The organism is Sphaerisporangium sp. NPDC004334, assembly GCF_053602655.1.
Window position 1 is genome coordinate 179,083 of the sequence record NZ_JBSGDZ010000008.1, and the last position, 18,994, is coordinate 198,076.

The 18,994-nt window shown below is 72.5% G+C and carries 14 protein-coding genes; 7 read left to right on the plus strand and 7 right to left on the minus strand.

What is annotated here, in order from left to right; translation table 11 throughout:
• Positions 1 to 134 precede the first annotated feature (134 nt).
• The 4 genes from ACWEN6_RS12195 (at position 135) to ACWEN6_RS12210 (ending at position 5,443) form a co-directional block, all read left to right on the plus strand.
• The gene (locus tag ACWEN6_RS12195; protein WP_452570231.1) at positions 135 to 656 is read left to right on the plus strand and encodes a hypothetical protein; all 522 of its coding nucleotides are present in this window, start codon (positions 135 to 137) and stop codon (positions 654 to 656) included.
• A gap of 386 nt (positions 657 to 1,042) precedes the next feature.
• Positions 1,043 to 2,827 (plus strand): phosphoenolpyruvate carboxykinase (GTP), encoded by a 1,785-nt coding sequence (locus tag ACWEN6_RS12200; protein ID WP_452570321.1) that lies wholly within the window; start codon positions 1,043 to 1,045, stop codon positions 2,825 to 2,827.
• Positions 2,828 to 3,101: 274 nt separating this feature from the next.
• A complete protein-coding gene (locus ACWEN6_RS12205) occupies positions 3,102 to 3,863 on the plus strand; it encodes an isoprenyl transferase (protein WP_452570232.1) in 762 nt (253 codons plus the stop codon).
• Between the two features lie 311 nt (positions 3,864 to 4,174).
• The gene (locus tag ACWEN6_RS12210; RefSeq protein WP_452570322.1) at positions 4,175 to 5,443 is read left to right on the plus strand and encodes a PhoH family protein; all 1,269 of its coding nucleotides are present in this window, start codon (positions 4,175 to 4,177) and stop codon (positions 5,441 to 5,443) included.
• A 45-nt stretch (positions 5,444 to 5,488) separates the two neighbouring features.
• On the opposite strand, the gene ACWEN6_RS12215 is transcribed toward ACWEN6_RS12210, so the two are convergent.
• From ACWEN6_RS12215 to ACWEN6_RS12225, 3 genes are read right to left on the minus strand one after another with little or no spacing between them, the layout of a single operon-like run.
• Complete coding sequence (locus ACWEN6_RS12215; RefSeq protein WP_452570233.1) at positions 5,489 to 6,046, minus strand: hypothetical protein; 558 nt, start codon at positions 6,044 to 6,046, stop codon at positions 5,489 to 5,491.
• Positions 6,043 to 7,482: a sensor histidine kinase gene (locus ACWEN6_RS12220; protein WP_452570234.1), complete on the minus strand. Its 1,440-nt coding sequence runs from the start codon at positions 7,480 to 7,482 to the stop codon at positions 6,043 to 6,045. The genes ACWEN6_RS12215 and ACWEN6_RS12220 overlap by 4 nt, the downstream gene beginning before the upstream one ends.
• The gene (locus tag ACWEN6_RS12225; RefSeq protein WP_380828786.1) at positions 7,479 to 8,153 is read right to left on the minus strand and encodes a response regulator; all 675 of its coding nucleotides are present in this window, start codon (positions 8,151 to 8,153) and stop codon (positions 7,479 to 7,481) included. The genes ACWEN6_RS12220 and ACWEN6_RS12225 overlap by 4 nt, the downstream gene beginning before the upstream one ends.
• A 392-nt stretch (positions 8,154 to 8,545) precedes the next feature.
• On the opposite strand from ACWEN6_RS12225, the gene ACWEN6_RS12230 reads away from it, so the two are divergent.
• Both ACWEN6_RS12230 and ACWEN6_RS12235 read left to right on the plus strand, forming a co-directional pair.
• The gene (locus ACWEN6_RS12230; RefSeq protein ID WP_452570235.1) at positions 8,546 to 9,265 is read left to right on the plus strand and encodes an aggregation-promoting factor C-terminal-like domain-containing protein; all 720 of its coding nucleotides are present in this window, start codon (positions 8,546 to 8,548) and stop codon (positions 9,263 to 9,265) included.
• Between the two features lie 221 nt (positions 9,266 to 9,486).
• Positions 9,487 to 11,487, plus strand: coding sequence for a glycosyltransferase family 2 protein (locus ACWEN6_RS12235; protein WP_452570236.1), 2,001 nt, complete (start codon positions 9,487 to 9,489; stop codon positions 11,485 to 11,487).
• Here the strand turns inward: ACWEN6_RS12235 and ACWEN6_RS12240 are convergent.
• A complete protein-coding gene (locus tag ACWEN6_RS12240) occupies positions 11,460 to 12,332 on the minus strand; it encodes a helix-turn-helix domain-containing protein (RefSeq protein WP_452570237.1) in 873 nt (290 codons plus the stop codon). The genes ACWEN6_RS12235 and ACWEN6_RS12240 overlap by 28 nt on opposite strands.
• 229 nt (positions 12,333 to 12,561) lie before the next feature.
• Here ACWEN6_RS12240 and ACWEN6_RS12245 point away from each other — a divergent pair, with 229 nt between their 5' ends.
• Positions 12,562 to 13,428 carry an oxidoreductase gene (locus ACWEN6_RS12245; protein ID WP_452570238.1) on the plus strand — a complete coding sequence of 289 codons (867 nt, stop codon included), beginning with the start codon at positions 12,562 to 12,564 and terminating at the stop codon, positions 13,426 to 13,428.
• 31 nt (positions 13,429 to 13,459) lie between these two features.
• Here the strand turns inward: ACWEN6_RS12245 and ACWEN6_RS12250 are convergent, their stop codons facing one another.
• The 3 genes from ACWEN6_RS12250 to ACWEN6_RS12260 all read right to left on the minus strand — a co-directional run bounded on the left by ACWEN6_RS12250 (position 13,460) and on the right by ACWEN6_RS12260 (position 18,964).
• Entirely contained in the window at positions 13,460 to 14,575 is a 1,116-nt protein-coding gene (locus ACWEN6_RS12250) for a winged helix DNA-binding domain-containing protein (protein ID WP_452570239.1), read from the minus strand.
• Between the two features lie 159 nt (positions 14,576 to 14,734).
• Positions 14,735 to 16,186, minus strand: a complete 1,452-nt coding sequence (locus ACWEN6_RS12255; protein ID WP_452570240.1) for a class II fumarate hydratase — start codon at positions 16,184 to 16,186, stop codon at positions 14,735 to 14,737.
• Positions 16,187 to 16,201: 15 nt separating this feature from the next.
• Positions 16,202 to 18,964: a protein kinase domain-containing protein gene (locus tag ACWEN6_RS12260; RefSeq protein WP_452570241.1), complete on the minus strand. Its 2,763-nt coding sequence runs from the start codon at positions 18,962 to 18,964 to the stop codon at positions 16,202 to 16,204.
• Positions 18,965 to 18,994: the final 30 nt, after the last annotated feature.

The window sequence follows — 18,994 nt, forward strand, 5'->3', positions numbered from 1 at the left end:
GGTCACGGCCGGGGGTGAAAGTCGTCCGCCGGTGTCGCGGCGGGGACGGAGATAGGTGACCGTCGCCTTCAAGAGATGGCAGTGGCGGGGGGCCTCCTCTTGAGACGATCGAGTAGGGGTGTAATCCTGATTACATGGAAACAGACGAAACAGTGATCACATCGTGGTTCATCGGTCGCCTGCCGGAGGAGTGGTTCACCGGGCAGCCGGAGTTCGTGATCGACCGCGAGGAGATCGCGGTCATCGGCACGCTGCCGGTGCCCGAGGCCGCCGAGGCGACGTCCGGGGCTGAGCGGGCCGCCCTGCTGGACGGGCACATCGGGCGTTACCGCGAGGAGACCCGCGAACGCCGCATCGAGATCGCACGCGAGGCCGAGCACCGCTTCCGCCGCAAGGTCTCCTGGGGCGTCTCCTGCGAGGACCGGACAGTGATGTTCACCACCCTCTCGATCCCGGTGATGACCCGGCTCAGGCAGCAGGAACGGCGGGTGCTGGACACCCTGGTCGCCGCCGGGGTCGCGCGCAGCCGCAGCGACGCCCTCGCCTGGTGCGTCCGCCTGGTGGGCGGCCACACCGACACCTGGCTCGCTGACCTGCGCGATGCCCTCCAGCAGGTCGACCGCGTGCGCTCGGAGGGCCCCGACGTGACCGCGTAGATTGGTGCAAACCAATCTTTTGAATGGCCTAGACCATTTTCACTGGTTTATACCAATGACACCTTCCGGCGCCGGCGGGCGATCGGCCCGCCGGCCGGAAAGCGGCTCTCCAATCTTCGGCAAGATGGTTAAACTCCCGGGAAACCATCGGGGTCCCTGCACGTTATGACGCCGCTCGGATGGGCAGTGCGCAGGGCTGACGACGGCTGTCCCGAATTCACCGGCACGAACGGAGTCGAAATAGCAGGCGCCGGATCTCCTCTTTTGAGGGGCTCTTGAACCTCTGTTTCCACGACTGGTCTATGCCAATTGGATTCGGCGCGGTCCGTCGTTGATGATGTTTGGCCTGAGAGTAAGGAGCCGGCTCCGTGTCACTTTCCATTGAAATGACCGCCCCGACGTCCCATGCCGAGCTCGCCGCCTGGGTCAGAGAGATCGCCGAGCTCACCCGTCCCGACCGCGTCGAGTGGTGCGACGGGTCGGAGGCCGAATGGACGCGCCTGACGAACCTTCTCGTCAAGCAGGGCACGCTCACGCGACTCGCCGCGCGGCCCAACAGCTTCCTGGCGACATCGGACCCGAGCGACGTCGCCCGGGTGGAGGACCGCACGTTCATCTGTTCGGAGGACCCGCGTGACGCGGGCCCGACGAACAACTGGATCGCGCCCAAGGAGATGCGCGCCACCTTCGACGAGCTGTTCAGCGGCTGCATGCGCGGGCGCACGATGTACGTCGTGCCGTTCTGCATGGGCCCGCTCGGCGGCGAGATCTCCCAGTTGGGCGTGGAGATCACCGACTCGCCCTACGTGGCCGTCTCGATGCGCGTCATGACCCGCATGGGTGACCAGGCCCTGCGGCTGATCGAGGAGCGCGGCGAGTTCGTCAAGGCCGTCCACTCGGTCGGCGCCCCGCTGGCGCCCGGCCAGGAGGACGTCCGGTGGCCGTGCAGCTCCACCAAGTACATCAGCCACTTCCCGGAGACCCGCGAGATCTGGTCCTACGGCTCCGGCTACGGCGGCAACGCGCTGCTCGGCAAGAAGTGCTACGCGCTGCGCATCGCGAGCGTGATGGCCCGCGACGAGGGCTGGCTCGCCGAGCACATGCTGATCCTCAAGCTCACCCCGCCGGACGGCGAGTCCCGCTACGTCGCGGCCGCCTTCCCCTCGGCCTGCGGCAAGACCAACCTGGCGATGCTCCAGCCGACCATTCCCGGGTGGAAGGTCGAGACCGTCGGCGACGACATCGCCTGGATGCGTTTCGGCGAGGACGGACGGCTCTACGCCATCAACCCCGAGGCCGGCTTCTTCGGCGTCGCGCCCGGGACGGGCGAGTCGACCAACGTCAACGCCGTCAGGACGCTCTGGGGCAACAGCATCTTCACGAACGTGGCCCTGACCGACGACGGCGACGTGTGGTGGGAGGGGCTCACCGACGAGCCGCCGGCGCACCTGACCGACTGGCGGGGACGCGACTGGACGCCCGCCTCGGGCGAGCCGGCCGCCCACCCGAACGCGCGGTTCACCACTCCGGCCTCCCAGTGCCCGACCATGGCTCCCGAGTGGAACGACCCCAAGGGCGTGCCGATCTCGGCCATCCTGTTCGGCGGGCGCCGCGCGACGGCCGTGCCGCTGGTGACCGAGTCGTTCAGCTGGCGCCACGGCGTCTTCCTCGGCGCGAACGTCGCCTCCGAGAAGACCGCCGCCGCCGAGGGCAGGGTCGGCGAGCTGCGCCACGACCCCTTCGCGATGCTGCCGTTCTGCGGCTACAACATGGGCGACTACTTCGCCCACTGGCTCAAGATCGGCCAGACGGGCGATCCGGGCAGGCTGCCGCGCATCTACTACGTCAACTGGTTCCGCAAGGACGCCTCCGGCCGCTTCCTGTGGCCGGGCTTCGGGGAGAACAGCCGGGTGCTCAAGTGGATCGTCGAGCGGCTGAACGGCCGGGCCGGCGCGGTGGAGACCCCGATCGGGCTGCTGCCGACGCGCGACGCGCTGGACACCGAGGGCCTCGACATCGCCGAGGAGGACCTGACCACGCTGCTCTCGGTCGACCGGGAGGTGTGGAGGCAGGACGCCGCGCTGATCCCCGAGTACTTCTCGACCTTCGGCGACCAGTTGCCGAAGGGGCTGTGGAAGGAGTACCACTCCCTGGTTGACCGCCTGGGATGACGCTCGGGCCGTGAGCGGGTGTCAGCGCGCGGGCGACGGCGGTGCGCGGGCGACGGTGCCCGGGCGACCGGCATCGACGGGCCGGCATTGACCGACCGGCGTCGACCGGGTGCCGTCGAGCGCGCGACCAGGGGCGAAGTGATCCATTCGCCGCCCGTTCCCCGTTCCGGGAAGCAACGGCAACCCAAAGCGGGGGGCGGGCACGGGTCCGGGCACGTGATAATTGCCTGTTGTCAACGTCCGACAGCGGACGGGCGGCGAAGGGGAGGTCTCCATGAGCGTGCGCGATCTCGTGTACCGGCTGTACGAGCGCCGTCTGGAGACCAAGCTGTCCGGCGACCAGATACCCCGGCACGTGGGCGTCGTCGTGGACGGCAACCGCCGCTGGGCCAGGGCCATGGGGCTGCGCGACGTCAGCCACGGCCACCAGAAGGGCGCGGACAAGATCTCCGAGCTGCTGGTGTGGTGCCGCGAGGCAGGCGTGGAGATCGTCACGGTGTGGTTGCTCTCCAACGACAACCTCTCGCGGCCCAAAGAAGAGCTCGACCCGCTGGTGGAGATCATCGAGGACACCGTGCAGGGCCTGGTGGCCGGCGGGTGGCGGGTGAACCCGGTCGGAGCCCTGGACCTTTTGCCCGATCGCACGGCTCGCATCCTTAAAGATGCGAAAGAAGTGACATCACGCCGTCCTGGCCTGATTGTGAACGTTGCAGTTGGGTATGGAGGAAGGCGTGAGATCGCTGATGCGGTGCGCTCCCTCCTCCAGGAGCACGCCAGCAAGGGCGCGAGCATCGAGGAACTCGTCGAGGTCCTCGATGTCGAGCACATCGCGGAGCATCTCTACACGCGCGGCCTCCCCGACCCGGATCTCCTCATCCGCACGTCGGGAGAGCAGCGACTCTCAGGATTCCTGCTCTGGCAGAGCGCTCACTCCGAATTCTACTTCTGCGAGGCCTACTGGCCTGACTTCCGCAGAGTCGACTTCCTGCGGGCGCTGCGGTCGTATGCCGCGCGGCACCGGCGGTACGGAAACTGAAACACCCCGTGAACACCCCCTATCAGCCCTGGTCCGGCTGTTGGGTAGGGGGCGTCCACGACGTACCGTAAGGAGTAGGCAGTCCGTACGGCCTACTTCGGGAGAGGGTCCGCCCTTGCGTCGCCTTTTGACGAGGAGGGCCGGGATCCGGCGTCGCCTCGCGCAGGTGGGGGCGCACGATCGGGCCCGGTCCGCTCACCACCTCATAGGCAGGGCGCTGACTCCTGGCGCCCGGGGGAGAACGCGTGGCAGTGTCCTCGAGCAACCCGTCCACTACCTCCAGTAGCCTCACGCCATCGAGGCGCACGTACATAGTGGACACCTCTGTCCTGCTGGCCGACCCTGCGGCGATGAGCCGCTTCGCCGAGCACGAAGTCGTCCTTCCGATCGTCGTGATCACCGAGCTGGAGGCCAAGCGCCACCACCCCGAGCTCGGTTACTTCGCCCGCAAGGCGTTGCGCTTCCTCGACGATCTTCGTGTGCGGTACGGCCGGCTGGACGAGCCCATGCCGATAGGCGAGGGCACGATCAGAGTCGAACTGAACCACAGCGACCCCGCGATCCTGCCGGCCGGTTTCCGGCTCGGCGACAACGACACCCGCATCCTGACCGTCGCCCGATCCCTCGCCGCCGAGGGCCACGACGTGGTGCTGGTGTCCAAGGACCTGCCGATGCGGGTCAAGGCGGCCTCCATCGGCCTGGCCGCCGAGGAGTACCGCGCCGACCTGGTGGTCGAGTCCGGCTGGACCGGCATGGCCGAGCTCCAGGTCACCACCGATGACGTCGAGACGCTGTTCGAGAACGGCACCGCCGAGCTGGAGGAGGCGCGCGAGCTGCCGACCCACACCGGCCTTCGCCTGCTGTCCAGCAGGGGCTCGGCGCTCGGGCGCGTGCAGCCCGACAAGTCGGTGCGGCTCGTGCGCGGCGACCGCGAGGTGTTCGGCCTGCACGGCCGCTCCGCGGAGCAGCGCATCGCCCTGGACCTGCTCATGGACCCCGAGGTGGGCATCGTCTCCCTCGGCGGCCGCGCCGGCACGGGCAAGTCCGCCCTCGCGCTGTGCGCGGGCCTGGAGGCGGTCCTCGAGCGCCGCCAGCACCGCAAGGTCATCGTCTTCCGCCCCCTGTACGCGGTCGGCGGCCAGGACCTCGGCTACCTGCCCGGCTCCGAGAACGAGAAGATGGGCCCGTGGGCCCAGGCGGTGTACGACACGCTCGGCGCCGTGACCACGCCCGAGGTCATCGAGGAGGTCCTCGACCGGGGAATGCTGGAGGTCCTGCCCCTCACCCACATCCGCGGCCGGTCCCTGCACGACGCGTTCGTGATCGTGGACGAGGCGCAGTCGCTGGAGCGCGGCGTCCTGCTGACCGTGCTGTCGCGCATCGGCGCCAACTCGCGGGTCGTGCTCACCCACGACATCGCCCAGCGCGACAACCTCAGGGTCGGCCGGCACGACGGCGTGGTCGCCGTGGTCGAGAAGCTCAAGGGCCACCCGCTGTTCGCGCACGTCACGCTCACCCGCTCCGAGCGCTCCCCGATCGCCGCGCTGGTGACCGAGATGCTGGAGGACATCACCCCCTGACGCCGCCCGCCCGTCTCCGCCCGCCCGCGGTTCGCCGGCGGGCGGTCACGGGGGCAGGTTGACGCCGGGCGCGGCCAGGTCGTGGTACTCGCGGCAGGTGTGCTCGCCCAGCGCCAGCGGCCCCTTGGGCGTCGTCTGGGTGATCTTCACGGCCCAGATCTCCTCGCGCAGCCGCGCGGTGCAGGTGATCTGGGCCATCGCCGTCCTGCCGAGCCGGCCGGGCCCGTTGACGATCACATGCAGCCGCAGGCCCACCGGGTTCTCCGGGTCGTTGCGCACGCCGCTGTCCACCCCGTACCGGCCGAGCACGCTCTGCTCGACCGTGAAGGACGACAGCGCCGACCCCAGGCCGTCCCCGGACCGCTTGCTCACCTCGAACAGCGCCCTGATCACGTCCTCGGCCGCGTTGGAGGCCGTGGACACCTGCTTGGCGGCCAGCCGCCCGTCCCGCAGCAGGTAGACGTTCGCGATCGCGCCCTTGGCGCTGATCACCGGGGCCGGGCCGGCGTCGACCACCCCTGTCGGGTCCACCCCGCAGGCCGCCGTCCCGGCCAGCAGCGCACCGAGCGCCGCCGCCGCCGCGATCCTTCGGCGCCCTCTCATGAGGAGGGGATCCAGACCGTGAACTGCGTGCCCGGGTCGCACAGCTCCACCCTGATCGTCCCGCCGTGCAGCTCGGCGTTGGCCTTGGCGATGGCCAGGCCCAGCCCGCTGCCCTCGCTGCGCGCCCGCCCCGCGCCCACCTTGTAGAAGCGGTCGAAGACGTGCGGGAGGTCCTGACGCGGGATGCCCTTGCCCCGGTCGCGCACCTTCACCTCAAGGCCGCTGCGCAGCACGCGCGCGGCGACGCTCACCGGGGGAGCGCCGTGGAGCAGGGCGTTGCCCATCAGGTTGGCCACGATCACGTCGAACCGCCGGGGGTCCAGCGAGAACGACAGGCCGCGCGGCACGTCCAGGCGCACCCGCCCGGTCCAGCCCCTGATCTCCAGGCAGTCGGCGAGCGCCATGCCGACGTCGACGTTCTCCCTGGTCAGCACGGCCGCGCCCGAGTCGAACCGGCTGGCCTCGATCAGGTGCTCCACCAGCACCCTGAGCCGGTTGATCTCGCGGACCACCAGGTCCACGGCCTTGCCCGCGTCGGGCGGCAGGTTCGCGGCCTCCTCGGTGAGCATGTCGGTCACGGCGGTCATCGCGGTCAGGGGCGTGCGCAGCTCGTGGGAGACGTCGGCGACGAACCGCCGCGACATGGCCTCCAGGGCGCGCAGCTCGGACACCGTCTGCTCCAGAGCGCCTGCGGCGTCGTTGAACGTCGCGGTGAGCCCGGCCAGCTCGTCGCGGCCGTGGACGGGCAGGCGGGTGTCCAGGCGTCCGGCGCCCAGGGCGCGGGCCGCGTCGCCCAGCCTGCGCACCGGCCGCAGGACGCTGCGGGCGGACACCAGCGCGACGGTGAGCGCGACCGCGAGCGTGATCCCCGAGGCCTGGCCGAGCGCGGTGCGCAGCCGCGCCAGGACGCCCTCCTCCTCCTTCAGCGACACGAACACGTAGATCGTCATGCCGGTGGGGCGCACCGCGCCGGTGCGGGTCCGCCGGTGCACCTGGGTGCCGATCAGCAGCCACGGGTCGTCCTTGATCAGCAGCCGCTGGCGGACCATGCGCTCGGCGGCCTGGTGGTGCAGCTCCGCGGGGACGTCGTCCAGCCCGAACGTCGTGCCGGTGCTCAGCCGTTCCTGCTCGCCGTACTTGAGGATCACCTGACGGTCCGGCCCGCCGAGGGACTCGGCCAGGTTGGTCAGGTCGCTGTCGGTCACCACCGCGTCGGTGGGCCACAGCAGGTCACTGGTGCCGAGCGGCAGCGCGATGCGCTGCAGGACGTCGCGGACGTCCACGACGGCGCCGGTCTCGGCGCGGTCCAGCAGCGCCCGGCGGACGAGCTGGTAGCCGATCCCCGCCACCAGGGCGGAGGCGGTCACCGCGACCAGGACGAAGGTGATGACCAGCCGGCCGCGCAGCCCGGTGGGACGCCGCAGGCCGAGACTCACGGCGGGCTGAACCGGTAGCCGAAACCGCGCACCGTGTGGATGTAGACGGGTTCGGCGGGAACGGGCTCGATCTTCGCGCGGATGCGCTGGACGCAGGCGTCCACCAGCCGGGAGTCGGCGACGTGGTTGTGGTCCCAGACCGCGCGCAGCAGGTAGCGGCGATTGAGCACCTGCCCGGGGTGCCGCACGAGCTCCAGCAGCAACCGCAGCTCGGTGGGGGTGAGGTGGACCTCGCGTCCCGCCAGGGTCACCTTGAGCGCCCCCCGGTCCACCACCAGGTCGCCGAAGCTGATGCGGTCGGCGGAGGCCGACTCCAGGCGGCGCAGCACCGCCCGGATGCGGGCGTCCAGCACCCGCGGCTCCACCGGCTTGACGACGTAGTCGTCGGCGCCGGCCTCCAGCCCGACGACCACGTCCAGATCGTCCCCGCGCGCCGTGAGCAGGATGATGGGCAGGGAGTCCAGCCTGCGGATGCGGCGGCACACCTCGACCCCGTCGATGCCCGGCAGCATGACGTCGAGGATCACGATCTCGGGTCTGCGGGCGCGTACGTGGTCCAGGGCCTCCTCGCCGGTCGCGTACGCGGTCACGGAGTGCCCCTGGCGGGTCAGGGCCAGCTCGAGGCCCGTCCGGACCGAGGGGTCGTCTTCGACGAGGAGGATGCCGGCCATCAGCACATTATGGCCGAAACCCGGTTACCTCCTTAGGTGTCACAGATCTGTGACATGGCCCGCATGGGAACCCGACAGTAAGCCGTCACGCTGAGCGCGTCCGCGGCCGTCCCGTCTCACGCGCCCGCGCGCCGAGGGCGGGCACGGTGTGGGCCGGGCATCCGGTCCGCCCGCGCGGACGCGCCTCCGGGGCGGACGAGCGCCCCGCCGCCCTCCGGATCGGGGGTCTGGAGGGCGGGCCGGCGGCGTGGTGTGACGAAAATCACATCGGCCGGGGAAACCGCACGTTACTCGCCGGTTAGCCACGTAACCGTCAAATAACTTTTACGTTTGGGTTGCGGACCACCCCCCAACTCACGGCAAGCTCATAGGCCGTGAGCTCTGGTCAGCAGGTGAGAGACAGGCGAAGCAGGCGGGACGGCGACGACGACGCCGCGCCGCCACGTGGCCGTGTCGAACAGCGGCCCGCGCGCAAGTCATGGTTCACCCCGAAGCGCGTCGTGGTCATCGGCCTCTCCTTCGCCGTGGTCGCCGCGCTCGGCGTCTTCACCGTGCAGACGATGCGCGAGAACGCCGCCACCCCCGCGACCCCGCTCAGCCTGAACGAGCTCACCCGCATGTCCGACCCCTTCGCGCCGGACGCCGAGGCCGACGCCCTCAAGGCCGTCGCCGCCCAGGCGCAGCGCGAGCGCGACATCAAGGCCGCCCGCAGCAAGTCGGCGCCCAAGTGGGACTCGGTGAAGATCGTCAAGACCGCGCCCGGCGGCGGAGGCTTCGCCGCGCACGCCTTCCCGCCCGGAGCCCAGCCCAACCCCGGCAGCAACAAGGCGCTCGGCCAGGAACTGGCCGCCGCGCGCGGCTGGGCCGGCGAGTGGGGCTGCCTGGAGAAGCTCTGGGACCGCGAGAGCCACTGGAACGAGCGGGCCATGAACCGCAGCAGCGGCGCCTACGGCATCCCCCAGGCGCTGCCCGGCAGCAAGATGGCCAGCGCCGGCGGCGACTGGCAGGTCAACGCCGCCACTCAGATCAAGTGGGGCCTGGGCTACATCGCCGCCCGCTACAAGTCCCCCTGCGGCGCCTGGGCGCACTCCCAGGCCACCGGCTGGTACTGATCGCCTCGCGGTCCGTCCGCCGCAACCGATCCGCTCCGTCCGTCGAGCTGAGCCGATACCGGCCGGCCGCCCCGCGGTCCGTCCGCCGCGGCGGTCCCGCCCGCGGGCGGGCGCCACGCCCGGCGTACCGGTCATGATCCGCGCGAACTCTTAGTCAGGGTTGTTCGAGGTTTCGGCAAGCCTGGGGGCGCGCGGGCGATGCGCGGCGGCACGCTGGCCGCATGGGTGTGAAGGTCAGCGTGGTGGTGCCGGTAGCGGAGCCAGGCCCGGACGATGACGCGTTCGACGCGTGCGTGCGTTCGCTGCTGGAGCAGACGATGCCGTCGGACGAGTACGAAGTGATCTTCGCGGACGACAGGTCGGACGACGGCACGCGCGAGCGCCTCGACGCCGTCGCCGCCGTGCGGCCCAACGTCCGGGTGCTGCACCTCGAACACACCGGCTCGCCCGTGCGCGGGCGCAACGTCGGACTGGCCGTGGCGCGCGGCGAGTACGTCTACCTGCTCGGCCAGCGCGACCGCCTCGAGCGGGTGGCGCTGGAGGCCATGTACCGCATGGCCGCCGAGACCGACGCCGACGTGCTGATCGGCCGGCTCGTCCAGGGCGACCACCCGCCGCCGCGGGCCTTCTCCCGCAACCGCGAACGCGCCGACGTGCTGCGCGACCGCCTGCTCGCCCTGCCGACGGCGCACAAGCTGTTCCGCAGGAGCTTCCTGGACACCCGCGAGATCCGCTTCGCCGACGTCGACCCGGAGCTGTCGGAGCAGGCGTTCGTCCTTGCGGCCTACCTCACCGCCAAGGTCATCACCATCCTCGCCGACCAGGTCTGCTGCCACCTGGGCGCCGAGCCCGAGCGCCCGGCCGACCCGGCGGCGCTCGTCGAGGGCGTCCGCGCGGTCCTGGCCGTCGCCGACGCCCACAGCGACCCGGGGGAGCAGCGGGAGCGCCTGTACGCCCACCTGTTCCGCACGGCCGTACTGCGCCCGCTCGGCGGACGCCGCCTGCTGTCCGCGCGGTCGGACCAGCGCTCGGCGTTGTTCGCCGCGCTGCGCGACCTGACCCGCGAACGCTTCCCCGAGGCGCTGGACGCCGGTCTGCCGGTCCATCTGCGCGCGCGGGCGGTTCTGCTCAGAAGTGGTGAACTCAGGCGCCTGGTGGCCCTCAGCGAGGCTTCCAGGGGCATCTCCCTGCGCGCCGAGCTACGCGAGGTGCGCTGGGACGACGACGTCCTGCTGCTCGACCTGGCCGTGGAGATCGTCGACGCCGAGGGGACGCCCATCGCCTTCCGCGCGGACGGCGACCGGCTGCTGTGGACGCCGCCGCTGGACGGGTTCACCCTCCCGCCGCGGCTGGCCGACGTCACCGAGTCGGTGGAACGGGCCCGCATGGAGGTCTACGTCCGCCACGCCGACCACGGGCTGATCTTCTTCCTGCCGGTGTCCGGCGAGATGTGCCGGTCCCAGGAGGGCGACCGGGTGCGCCTGTGGGCCGTCGGACGGGCCCGGATGGACGTGGGCACCGCCGCGCTCGGCCGCCCGCTGCGCCCCGGCGAGTGGGAGGTGCACGTCCGCATGCACACCGGCGTCGACCATGCCCGCACCCGGGTCGCCGGGCACCGCGGCGCCCAGCTCAGCTGCGTCGGCGTCCTGGCCGGGCGGCCGAGCAGGCTGGTCATCCCCTGCTGGTCGGAGCAGCGCGAGCTCAGCGTCTGCGTCGAGCCCAAATCCTTCGCCGAGTCGATCGTGCTCGTCTCGCCGGCGGCCGCGGTCACCCACCGGGACGGGAGCGTCTTCGTCGTCCTGCCCGTCCCGTACGTCCCGCCGAGCGGCGGCCCGCCGGCCGAACTGGTGCTGCGCCACCTGGTCAACCGCGGACGCGTCGTCAGCGTGCCGGCGCTGGTCGAGCCCGGAGTCCCCGGACGCTACCCCGGGCAGCTCGTCGCCAAGGTCGCCACGCGCCGGTTCGCGGGCGAGGGGCACATCGGGCCCGGGGTGTGGGCGCCGCGCCTGCGCGTCGACGGCAAGGAGGCCGACCTGCGGTTCGTCCTGGAGATGGCCAGAGGAGGCCGGGTGCGCGTCGAGGCCGGCGCGGAACCCGGAAGGCTGCTCCCGAAGCGCTCGTCGCTGGCCAGGACCCTCACGCGCCTGCCCGGCGGCAGGTACCTGCTCCGCATGGCCCACGCCGTCCAGCAGCGCTACCTGCCCTCCGCCCCGGAGGAGTAGAGCGGCGAACCGGGGTCGCCGGTTTCGGTGGTGGCGGCGTAGGAGCCGAGCAGCGCCAGCGCCTGGGCGGACTCCGACCCCGGCTCGGCGTGGTAGACCACCAGGAGCTGGCCGTCCACGCCGTTGAGCGCCAGCTTCTCGCGCCGCAGGTGCAGCGTGCCCACCAGCGGATGCAGCATGTGACTCGTGCCGCCGGCCCGGCGCTCCACGTCGTGCCGCGCCCACAGCTTGCGGAAGCGCTCACTGCGCAGCGACAGCTCGCCCACCAGCGACTCCAGCCGCGGATCGCCGGCCGCGTCGGGGCCGGCGCTCGCGCGCAGCCCGGCCACGACGGCCTTCGTCGCCCGCTCCCAGTCCTGGTGCAGCTCGCGGTCGGCCGGGTCGAGGAAGAGCGCCCGCAACACGTTGACGCCCGGCCGGAAGTTCGGCGAGAGCGCCTGGGCGATCGGGTTGGCGGCCAGCACGTCCATGTACCTGCCCTGCACGAACGCCGGCATGGTCAGGGAGCCGAGCAGCATGGCGACGCCCGTGGGCACCCGCTCAGGAGGGGTGCGGGGGGCGCGTCGCTTGCGGGGCCGCGCCAGCTCGTGCAGGTAGGCGGCGCCGTCCACGTCGAGCCGCAGCGCCGAGGCGAGGGCGTCCACCACCTGGGCGGAGGGACACTGATCTCTGCCCTGCTCCAGGCGCAGGTAGTAGTCGGAGCTGATCCCGGAGAGAAGGGCGAGCTCTTCGCGCCGCAGGCCGGGCACCCGCCGGCGACCGCCGGGCACCAGGCCGACGTCCTCGGGACGCACCAGTTCACGACGCGCACGGAGGTACTCGCCGAGCGCGTTTTTGCTGTCCACGGCATAAATCCTACGAGTCATGGACGAAATTAGGCTGTCCCTGCGAGTCCCAGGAACCGCGCGGCATCCTCTGACTCCCGAGTCGTCACCCAGACTCGTGACGTGGGCCGTCGCCTCTCGACGACGCCCCACCCGTCGGCCCGCCCCCCGCCCACCCGGGCCGGGCCGGCTCCGACCGCGCCCCGCACGGCGGCGGTTCCGAGGAAGCCTGAGGAAAGAAGACGACATCATGACCACCACGACTCCCGGCGGCAGCCTGACCCTCGCCGAGGACCTCACACTGAGCCGGATGGGCTACGGCGCGATGCAGCTGGCCGGACCCGGGGTGTTCGGCCCGCCGAAGGACCGCGACCAGGCCGTGGCGGTGCTGCGCGAGGCCGTGCGACTCGGCGTCACCCACATCGACACCGCCGACTTCTACGGCCCCGCCGTCGTCAACGAGCTGATCAGGCAGGCCCTGCACCCCTATCCGGACGACCTCAGGATCGTCACCAAGGTGGGCGCCACGCGAGGCGACGACGGGTCGTGGATCATGGCCCGCTCGCGGCAGGACCTCATCGACCAGGTGCACGCCAACCTCACCCACCTCGGTGTCGAGGCGCTCGACGTGGTCAACCTGCGCGTCGGCGGCCACACCGAGCCCACCGAGGAGCCGCTGGCCGAGTCGTTCGGCGTACTCGCCGAGCTGCGGCAGCAGGGCCTGATCAGGCATCTGGGCGTGAGCGGCGTCACCTCGGCCCAGCTCACCGAGGCGCAGGGCGTCGCCCCGGTGGTGACCGTGCAGAACCTCTACAACATCGCCCAGCGCGGCGACGACGCGCTGGTGGACCGGTGCGCGCGGGAGGGCATCGCCTTCCAGCCGTTCTTCCCGCTCGGCGGGTTCACGCCCCTGCAGTCGGATGCCCTGGACCAGGTGGCCGCGCGGATCGGCGCGACACCCCAGCAGGTGGCGCTCGCCTGGCTGCTGCGGCGCTCGGCCACCATGACGGTGATCCCCGGGACGTCCTCACCGGACCACCTGCGCGAGAACATCGCCGCCGCCGACCTCGTCCTCACCGAAGACACCCTCACCACCCTCGACGCCATCGGGGCCTGACCCGGCCCCCGCAACGCCGCCCGGCCCTCGGTCATGGGGGTGGGGCCAGTTCGATCTCGTGCGGGGCGTCGGGGGCGGAGAAGGCGAGCAGCCGGGCGCCCTCGTCCTGGACGGCGGAGACCTCGCCGGGGGACAGCCGGGTGAACGGCTGGACGACCAGCCGGGTAATGCCCCTCGCGCCCTTGCCGGCCCTGGACTCGGTGATCTTCCAGGAGGCCCGTGCCACGCCGTCGACCAGGACGCTCGCCCGGATGATGCCGTTGACGGTGAACAGGGCGGGACGGTGCTCGGCCGCCACGACCCGGGAGCCGTCGGCGTAGGACAGCAGCAGGTTGTCGAACTCGGGCAGGAACCGCACCGGCGCGGGGACCTCGGGATCGGGGCGCGGGGCGTCCGGGAGGTCGTACAGCGTGGCCCCGCGCTCGTCGCGGAACACCCGCAGGGCGGGCCCCAGCCGGTCGACGACCTCCTGCAGGCGGGTCAGGCCCGACCACTTCTGCACGTCGGCCACCGTCGCCGGGCCGAAGGCCGAAAGGTAGCGCAGGACCATCGCGTCGGGAGCCGCCGACGCCGCCATCGGCCGGCCGAGCCAGGACTCGGCCGTGGTGACCGTCGGCCGGCCGCTCTTGCCCCAGACGGCGCGGGGCGGCACCTGCACGAGCGGCAGGTAGGTGCGGACGATGTTGAGCAGCGCCTGGCGGTCGAGGCCCGGCCACCGCTCCATGAGCAGGCGGCCCAGCTCGCCGGTGTCGCGCGGCCGCTCCTCGACCAGGGCGCGGCCGAAGGCGACGACCTCCTCGACGTCGAGGGCGGCGAGCTGCCCGGCGTGGGCCGCGCGCAGGGTGCGTTCGAGCATGGGCTGGAGCACCGGGCGCAGAGCCAGGCAGTCGGCCGCGCTGACCAGGTGGACCGTGCTGCGCATGAGCGCGAGGCGCACGACGCCGCGGTCGATGAGCAGCTTGGACAGCTCGTCGGGCTGGAAGCCGGAAAGGCGGGTCCACAGCCCGGTGTACGGCGGGAACGGCGCCTGGGCCTGCATGCCGACCAGGCGCTCGACGGCCTCGAGCGCGGTCAGTGAGGCCCGGCGCAGCAGCAGCTGCCGTTCGAGCGTGGCGCGGTTGAGCGCCTTGATGTCCAGCACCGTCATGACCGACCTCCTCGTGCCGCCGCCTCCCCGGCGACGCGGCCGGCCGGGCCCTGCCGCCCGTCCACACCCCGCACCCTAACCACCCCCACCGACAAACCCGGGGACCCTCCGGCGGAGTGGAGCCCCGGGGCCGGAACGGCGCCCCGGGATGCACGCGGGTCAGGACGGGCCGGGGTCCTCGGGAGCGGGGTCCTCGGGAGCGGGGCGCTCGGGGGTGGTGGGCTGGGGCGGGCGGGTCATGGCCAGGACGTCGAGGGCGGCGTCGAGGGCCTCCTCGGTCAGCTTGCCCGAGGCCACGTGGCCGCGTTCGATCACGACCTCACGGATGGTCCTGCGCTCCTTGAGCGACTGCTTGGCGATGCTCGCCGCCTCCTCGTACCCCAGGTGGCGGTTGAGCGGGGTGACGATGGACGGCGAGGACTCGGCGTACTCGCGAAGCCGCTCGGGGTTGGCGGTGAGCCGGTGGACGCAGCGGTCGGCGAGCAGCCGGGACACGCTGGCCAGCAGCCGCGTGGACTCCAGCACGTTGCGCGCGATCACCGGCATCATCACGTTGAGCTCGAAGTTGCCCGAGGCCCCGGCGAAGGTCACGGCGGTGTCGTTGCCGATGACCTGGGCCGCCACCATGCACACCGCCTCGGGGATCACCGGGTTGACCTTGCCGGGCATGATCGAGGAGCCCGGCTGGAGATCCGGCAGGTTGACCTCGCCCAGCCCTGCCCTCGGTCCGGAGCCCATCCAGCGCAGGTCGTTTGCGATCTTGGTGAGGGACACCGCGATCACCTTGAGCTGCCCGGACAGCTCGACAAGGGCGTCACGGGCGCCCTGCGCCTCGAAGTGGTCGCGCGCCTCGGTGAACGGCAGCTCCGTGGCCTCCCGCAGCTTCTCGATCACCTTGGCGGCGAAGCCGGGCGGGGTGTTGATGCCCGTCCCGACCGCCGTCCCGCCCAGGGGCAGCTCGGCGACGCGCGGAAGCGTCGCCCGCAGCCGCGCGATGCCGTTTTCGATCTGCGTCGCGTACCCGCCGAACTCCTGGCCGAGCGTCACGGGCGTGGCGTCCATCAGGTGGGTGCGCCCGGCCTTCACCGTCGTGCCGAACACCTCGGCCTTCTGGCGCAACGCGACGGCCAGATGGTCCAGCGCGGGCATCAGCTCGTAGACCACGTCCACCGTCGCCGCCACGTGGATGGACGAGGGGAACACGTCGTTGGACGACTGCGAGGCGTTGACGTGGTCGTTGGGGTGCACCGGCCGGCCCAGGCGCTTCTCGGCGAGGGTGGCGATCACCTCGTTGGCGTTCATGTTGGACGAGGTGCCCGACCCGGTCTGGAAGACGTCGATCGGGAACTCGTCGTTCCACTCGCCCTCGGCGACGTCGGTGGCCGCCTCGGAGATCGCCTCGGCCATGTCCGGCGTGAGGACGCCCAGCTCGCCGTTCACCTCGGCGGCCACGGCCTTGATCAGCCCGAGCGCCGCGATGTGGGCGGGCTCGAGGCCGCGCCCGGATATCGGGAAGTTCTCCACCGCCCGTTGCGTCTGCGCCCGCCACTTGGCCGCGGCCGGGACGCGCACTTCGCCCATCGAGTCATGTTCGATCCGGAAATCCTCCATGACCCCAGTCTTGCTCTACGAACCCCCGGGCGTGTCCTCGCGGGCCGGCCGGAACGAAGAGAGCACGGCGTCGCGCTGGGCGTGCTGTGCCTGCCAGCGCGCGTCGGGCGCCGACCAGGAGATCGCGTACAGCGAGCCGCCCGGCACCGACACCCAGCGCGACAGCACGCGCGTCGAGCCCGTGGCCGAGGTGTAGCGGAACTCCCAGTCGGCCACGTCCGTCCCCGTGTACGGCGCGGGGCGGGTCGCGGCCAGGCGGATGAGCGCGTACCCGGGGTAGGTGCCGGCCGCGAGCGCCCGGGCCTGGGCGGCCTTGGCGGAGTTCAGCACGTCGGCGGTGCCGTCCGCCGACCGGGCGACGCGGACCGCGCGCGCGTCGCCGGGGGCGGCGAAGGCGACTCCGGAGCCCTTGGCCACCGCCCGCAGGGGGGCCGGCACGTCGATGGCGAAGCCTGACCTGTCCATGTAGCGGCGCATCCCCGGCGCCGGTGCCGTGCCCTCCCCGGCCTGGCCGGCGGCGGACGACACCTCCTCCGCCGCCCCGGGAGTCGCGCCGCCCGCCGTCCCGGGGGACGCGCTGTCACCCGTCCCGGGGGACGCGTTGTCACCCGTCCCGGGAGTCGTGCCGTCCGCCGCGGCCGGGGAGGCGCCGTCCCGGGTGCTGAGGTCGGCGCCGCCTCCTGGACCGAGCGTCGTGCTCGCGCGGGCATCGACGGCGGTGGCGGGCGCCCGCACGGAACCGGCTCCGGCGGGCGCCTTCGCGCCGCCGGGGCGCGACGGCGAACCGCCGCCGGAGACCGCCGAGGCGACGAGCATGACGATGGTGGCCAGGCCGAGCAGGGCGACGACCACCAGGACGATCATCCCCACGGGGCTGCTGCCCCTCGGCGGCGCGGTGCCCTGGAAGGAGAACAGATCGGTGCCGAGGCCGCTGGGCGGGGTCGCGACGTCCCCGTCCCCGCTCCACGCCCCGCCCGACCCCGCCGGCGGATGAGAGCCGCCGGGCACACCGGTCCCGCCGGGTACACCGGTCCCGCCCGGTCCGCCCATGAGGCCGGGACCGCCCGGACCGCCCGGACCGCCTGGCCAGGCGGGGCCACCGAGGCCGCCCGCGCCGTCCGGTGCGCCCATGCCGGCCGAGTACGGCGCCGCCGGTTCGCCGGGTGCGTACGCTCCCGGCCCGGGACGGGGGCCCGGCGCCTGCGAGGCGGGCGGCATCCCGGCCGGGGCGCTACCCGGCCGTCCAGGCGCGGCGCCCGGCGGTCGGCCGGGCCCCCCGGACGCGGGTCCGTGCGGCGGAGAAGCGGGTCCGTGCGGCGGGGACGCGGGGCCGTGCGTCCGGGAGGGGGCGGCGGGCGCGGGGGGAAGCGGGCTGACCACGGTCGCCTGGTCGGCCGCGGCGGCTCCCGCGGGGCCGGCGGCCGGCTCGTCCGTCCCGGGAGGTTCTCCAGGGCCGCCAGGGCCACCAGCGCCGCCACGGCCACCAGGGCCACCAGCGCCGCCAGGGCCACCAGCGCCGCCAGGGCCGCCAGGGATGCGCAGGCCGCCCTTGGGACGGATGACCATCATGGTCTGGTCGGTGTCCGGCTCACCCTCGGCGGACGCGGCGGCGGCCTGGGCCTTGGGGACGGTGGTCTGCGGGTCGGGGGCGGAGGCCTGGACCTTCGGGACGGTGGTCCGCGCGTCCTGCCCCTCGGCGGCGGATGCCTGACCTGTGGCGGCGGAGTCGCGTCGACCGGCGTCCCTTCCCGTGGCGGCGGAGGCCCGCCGGTCGGGCTCCGGAGCGGAGGAGGCGGCGGGGCGCGGGCCGGAGGGCGAGGCGGCCGGGCCCGGCGCTGGAGCGGACGGCGACGTGCCCGAGGTCGACGACGGAGCGGAGGGCCTCGCGCCGGGGGAGGGGGCCGGGGTGGGGCGGGATCCGGCGGAGGCGGACGCCGGGGAGGGCGGCGGGGCGGAGGAGGTCTTGGCCACGCGGCGGAGCATGGCGACGGCCAGGTCGAAGCTGAGGCGCTTGGTGTGGTCCTTCTCCAGCAGCCCTTCCAGCGCGGGGCGCAGCGGCCCGGCCTGCGTGGGCGGGTCGGCCTGCTCGGTCATCAAGGCCGCCAAGGTCTCGCTGACCGACTTGCGCTCGTACGCGGGACGTCCCTCGACCGCGAAGTACAGTGTCGCGCCCAGCGACCACAGGTCCGACTCGGGGCCGGTGTGGTCGCCCCTGGCCCGCTCGGGCGCGGTGTAGCCGGGGGAGCCGATGACCATGCCGGTCCTGGTGATGTTGCTGTCGCCCTCGGACTTGGCGATGCCGAAGTCGGTGAGGACGACCCGGCCGGTGTCGGTGAGCAGCACGTTGCTGGGCTTGACGTCGCGGTGCAGGACGCCCTGCTTGTGGGCCGCGCCGAGCGCCCCGAGCAGGTCGAGCCCGATCTCGGCGACGAGCCGTGGCGGCAGCGGGCCCTCCTCGTCGACCACCTGCTCCAGCGACCGGGCCTCGACGAGCTCCATGACGATCCACGGGCTGCCGTCCACCAGGATGGCGTCGTGGACGGTCGCCACCGAGGGATGCACGATCTTGGCGGCGTTGCGCCCCTCGCGGATCATGCGCTCGCGCAGCTCTTCGCGCTGTTCCTTGGTGAGACCCGGGTCGTGCCGGATCTCCTTGACGGCGACGTCACGGCCGAGGAGGCGGTCGTGCGCCCGCCAGACCGTGCCCATCGTCCCCCGCCCGAGGGCGGCGATCAACTCATACCGGTCGGCGAGCAGCCGCATCTGCTGTTCGGGCATGACTAAGAAGATAGCGATAGTGCCTTGAGC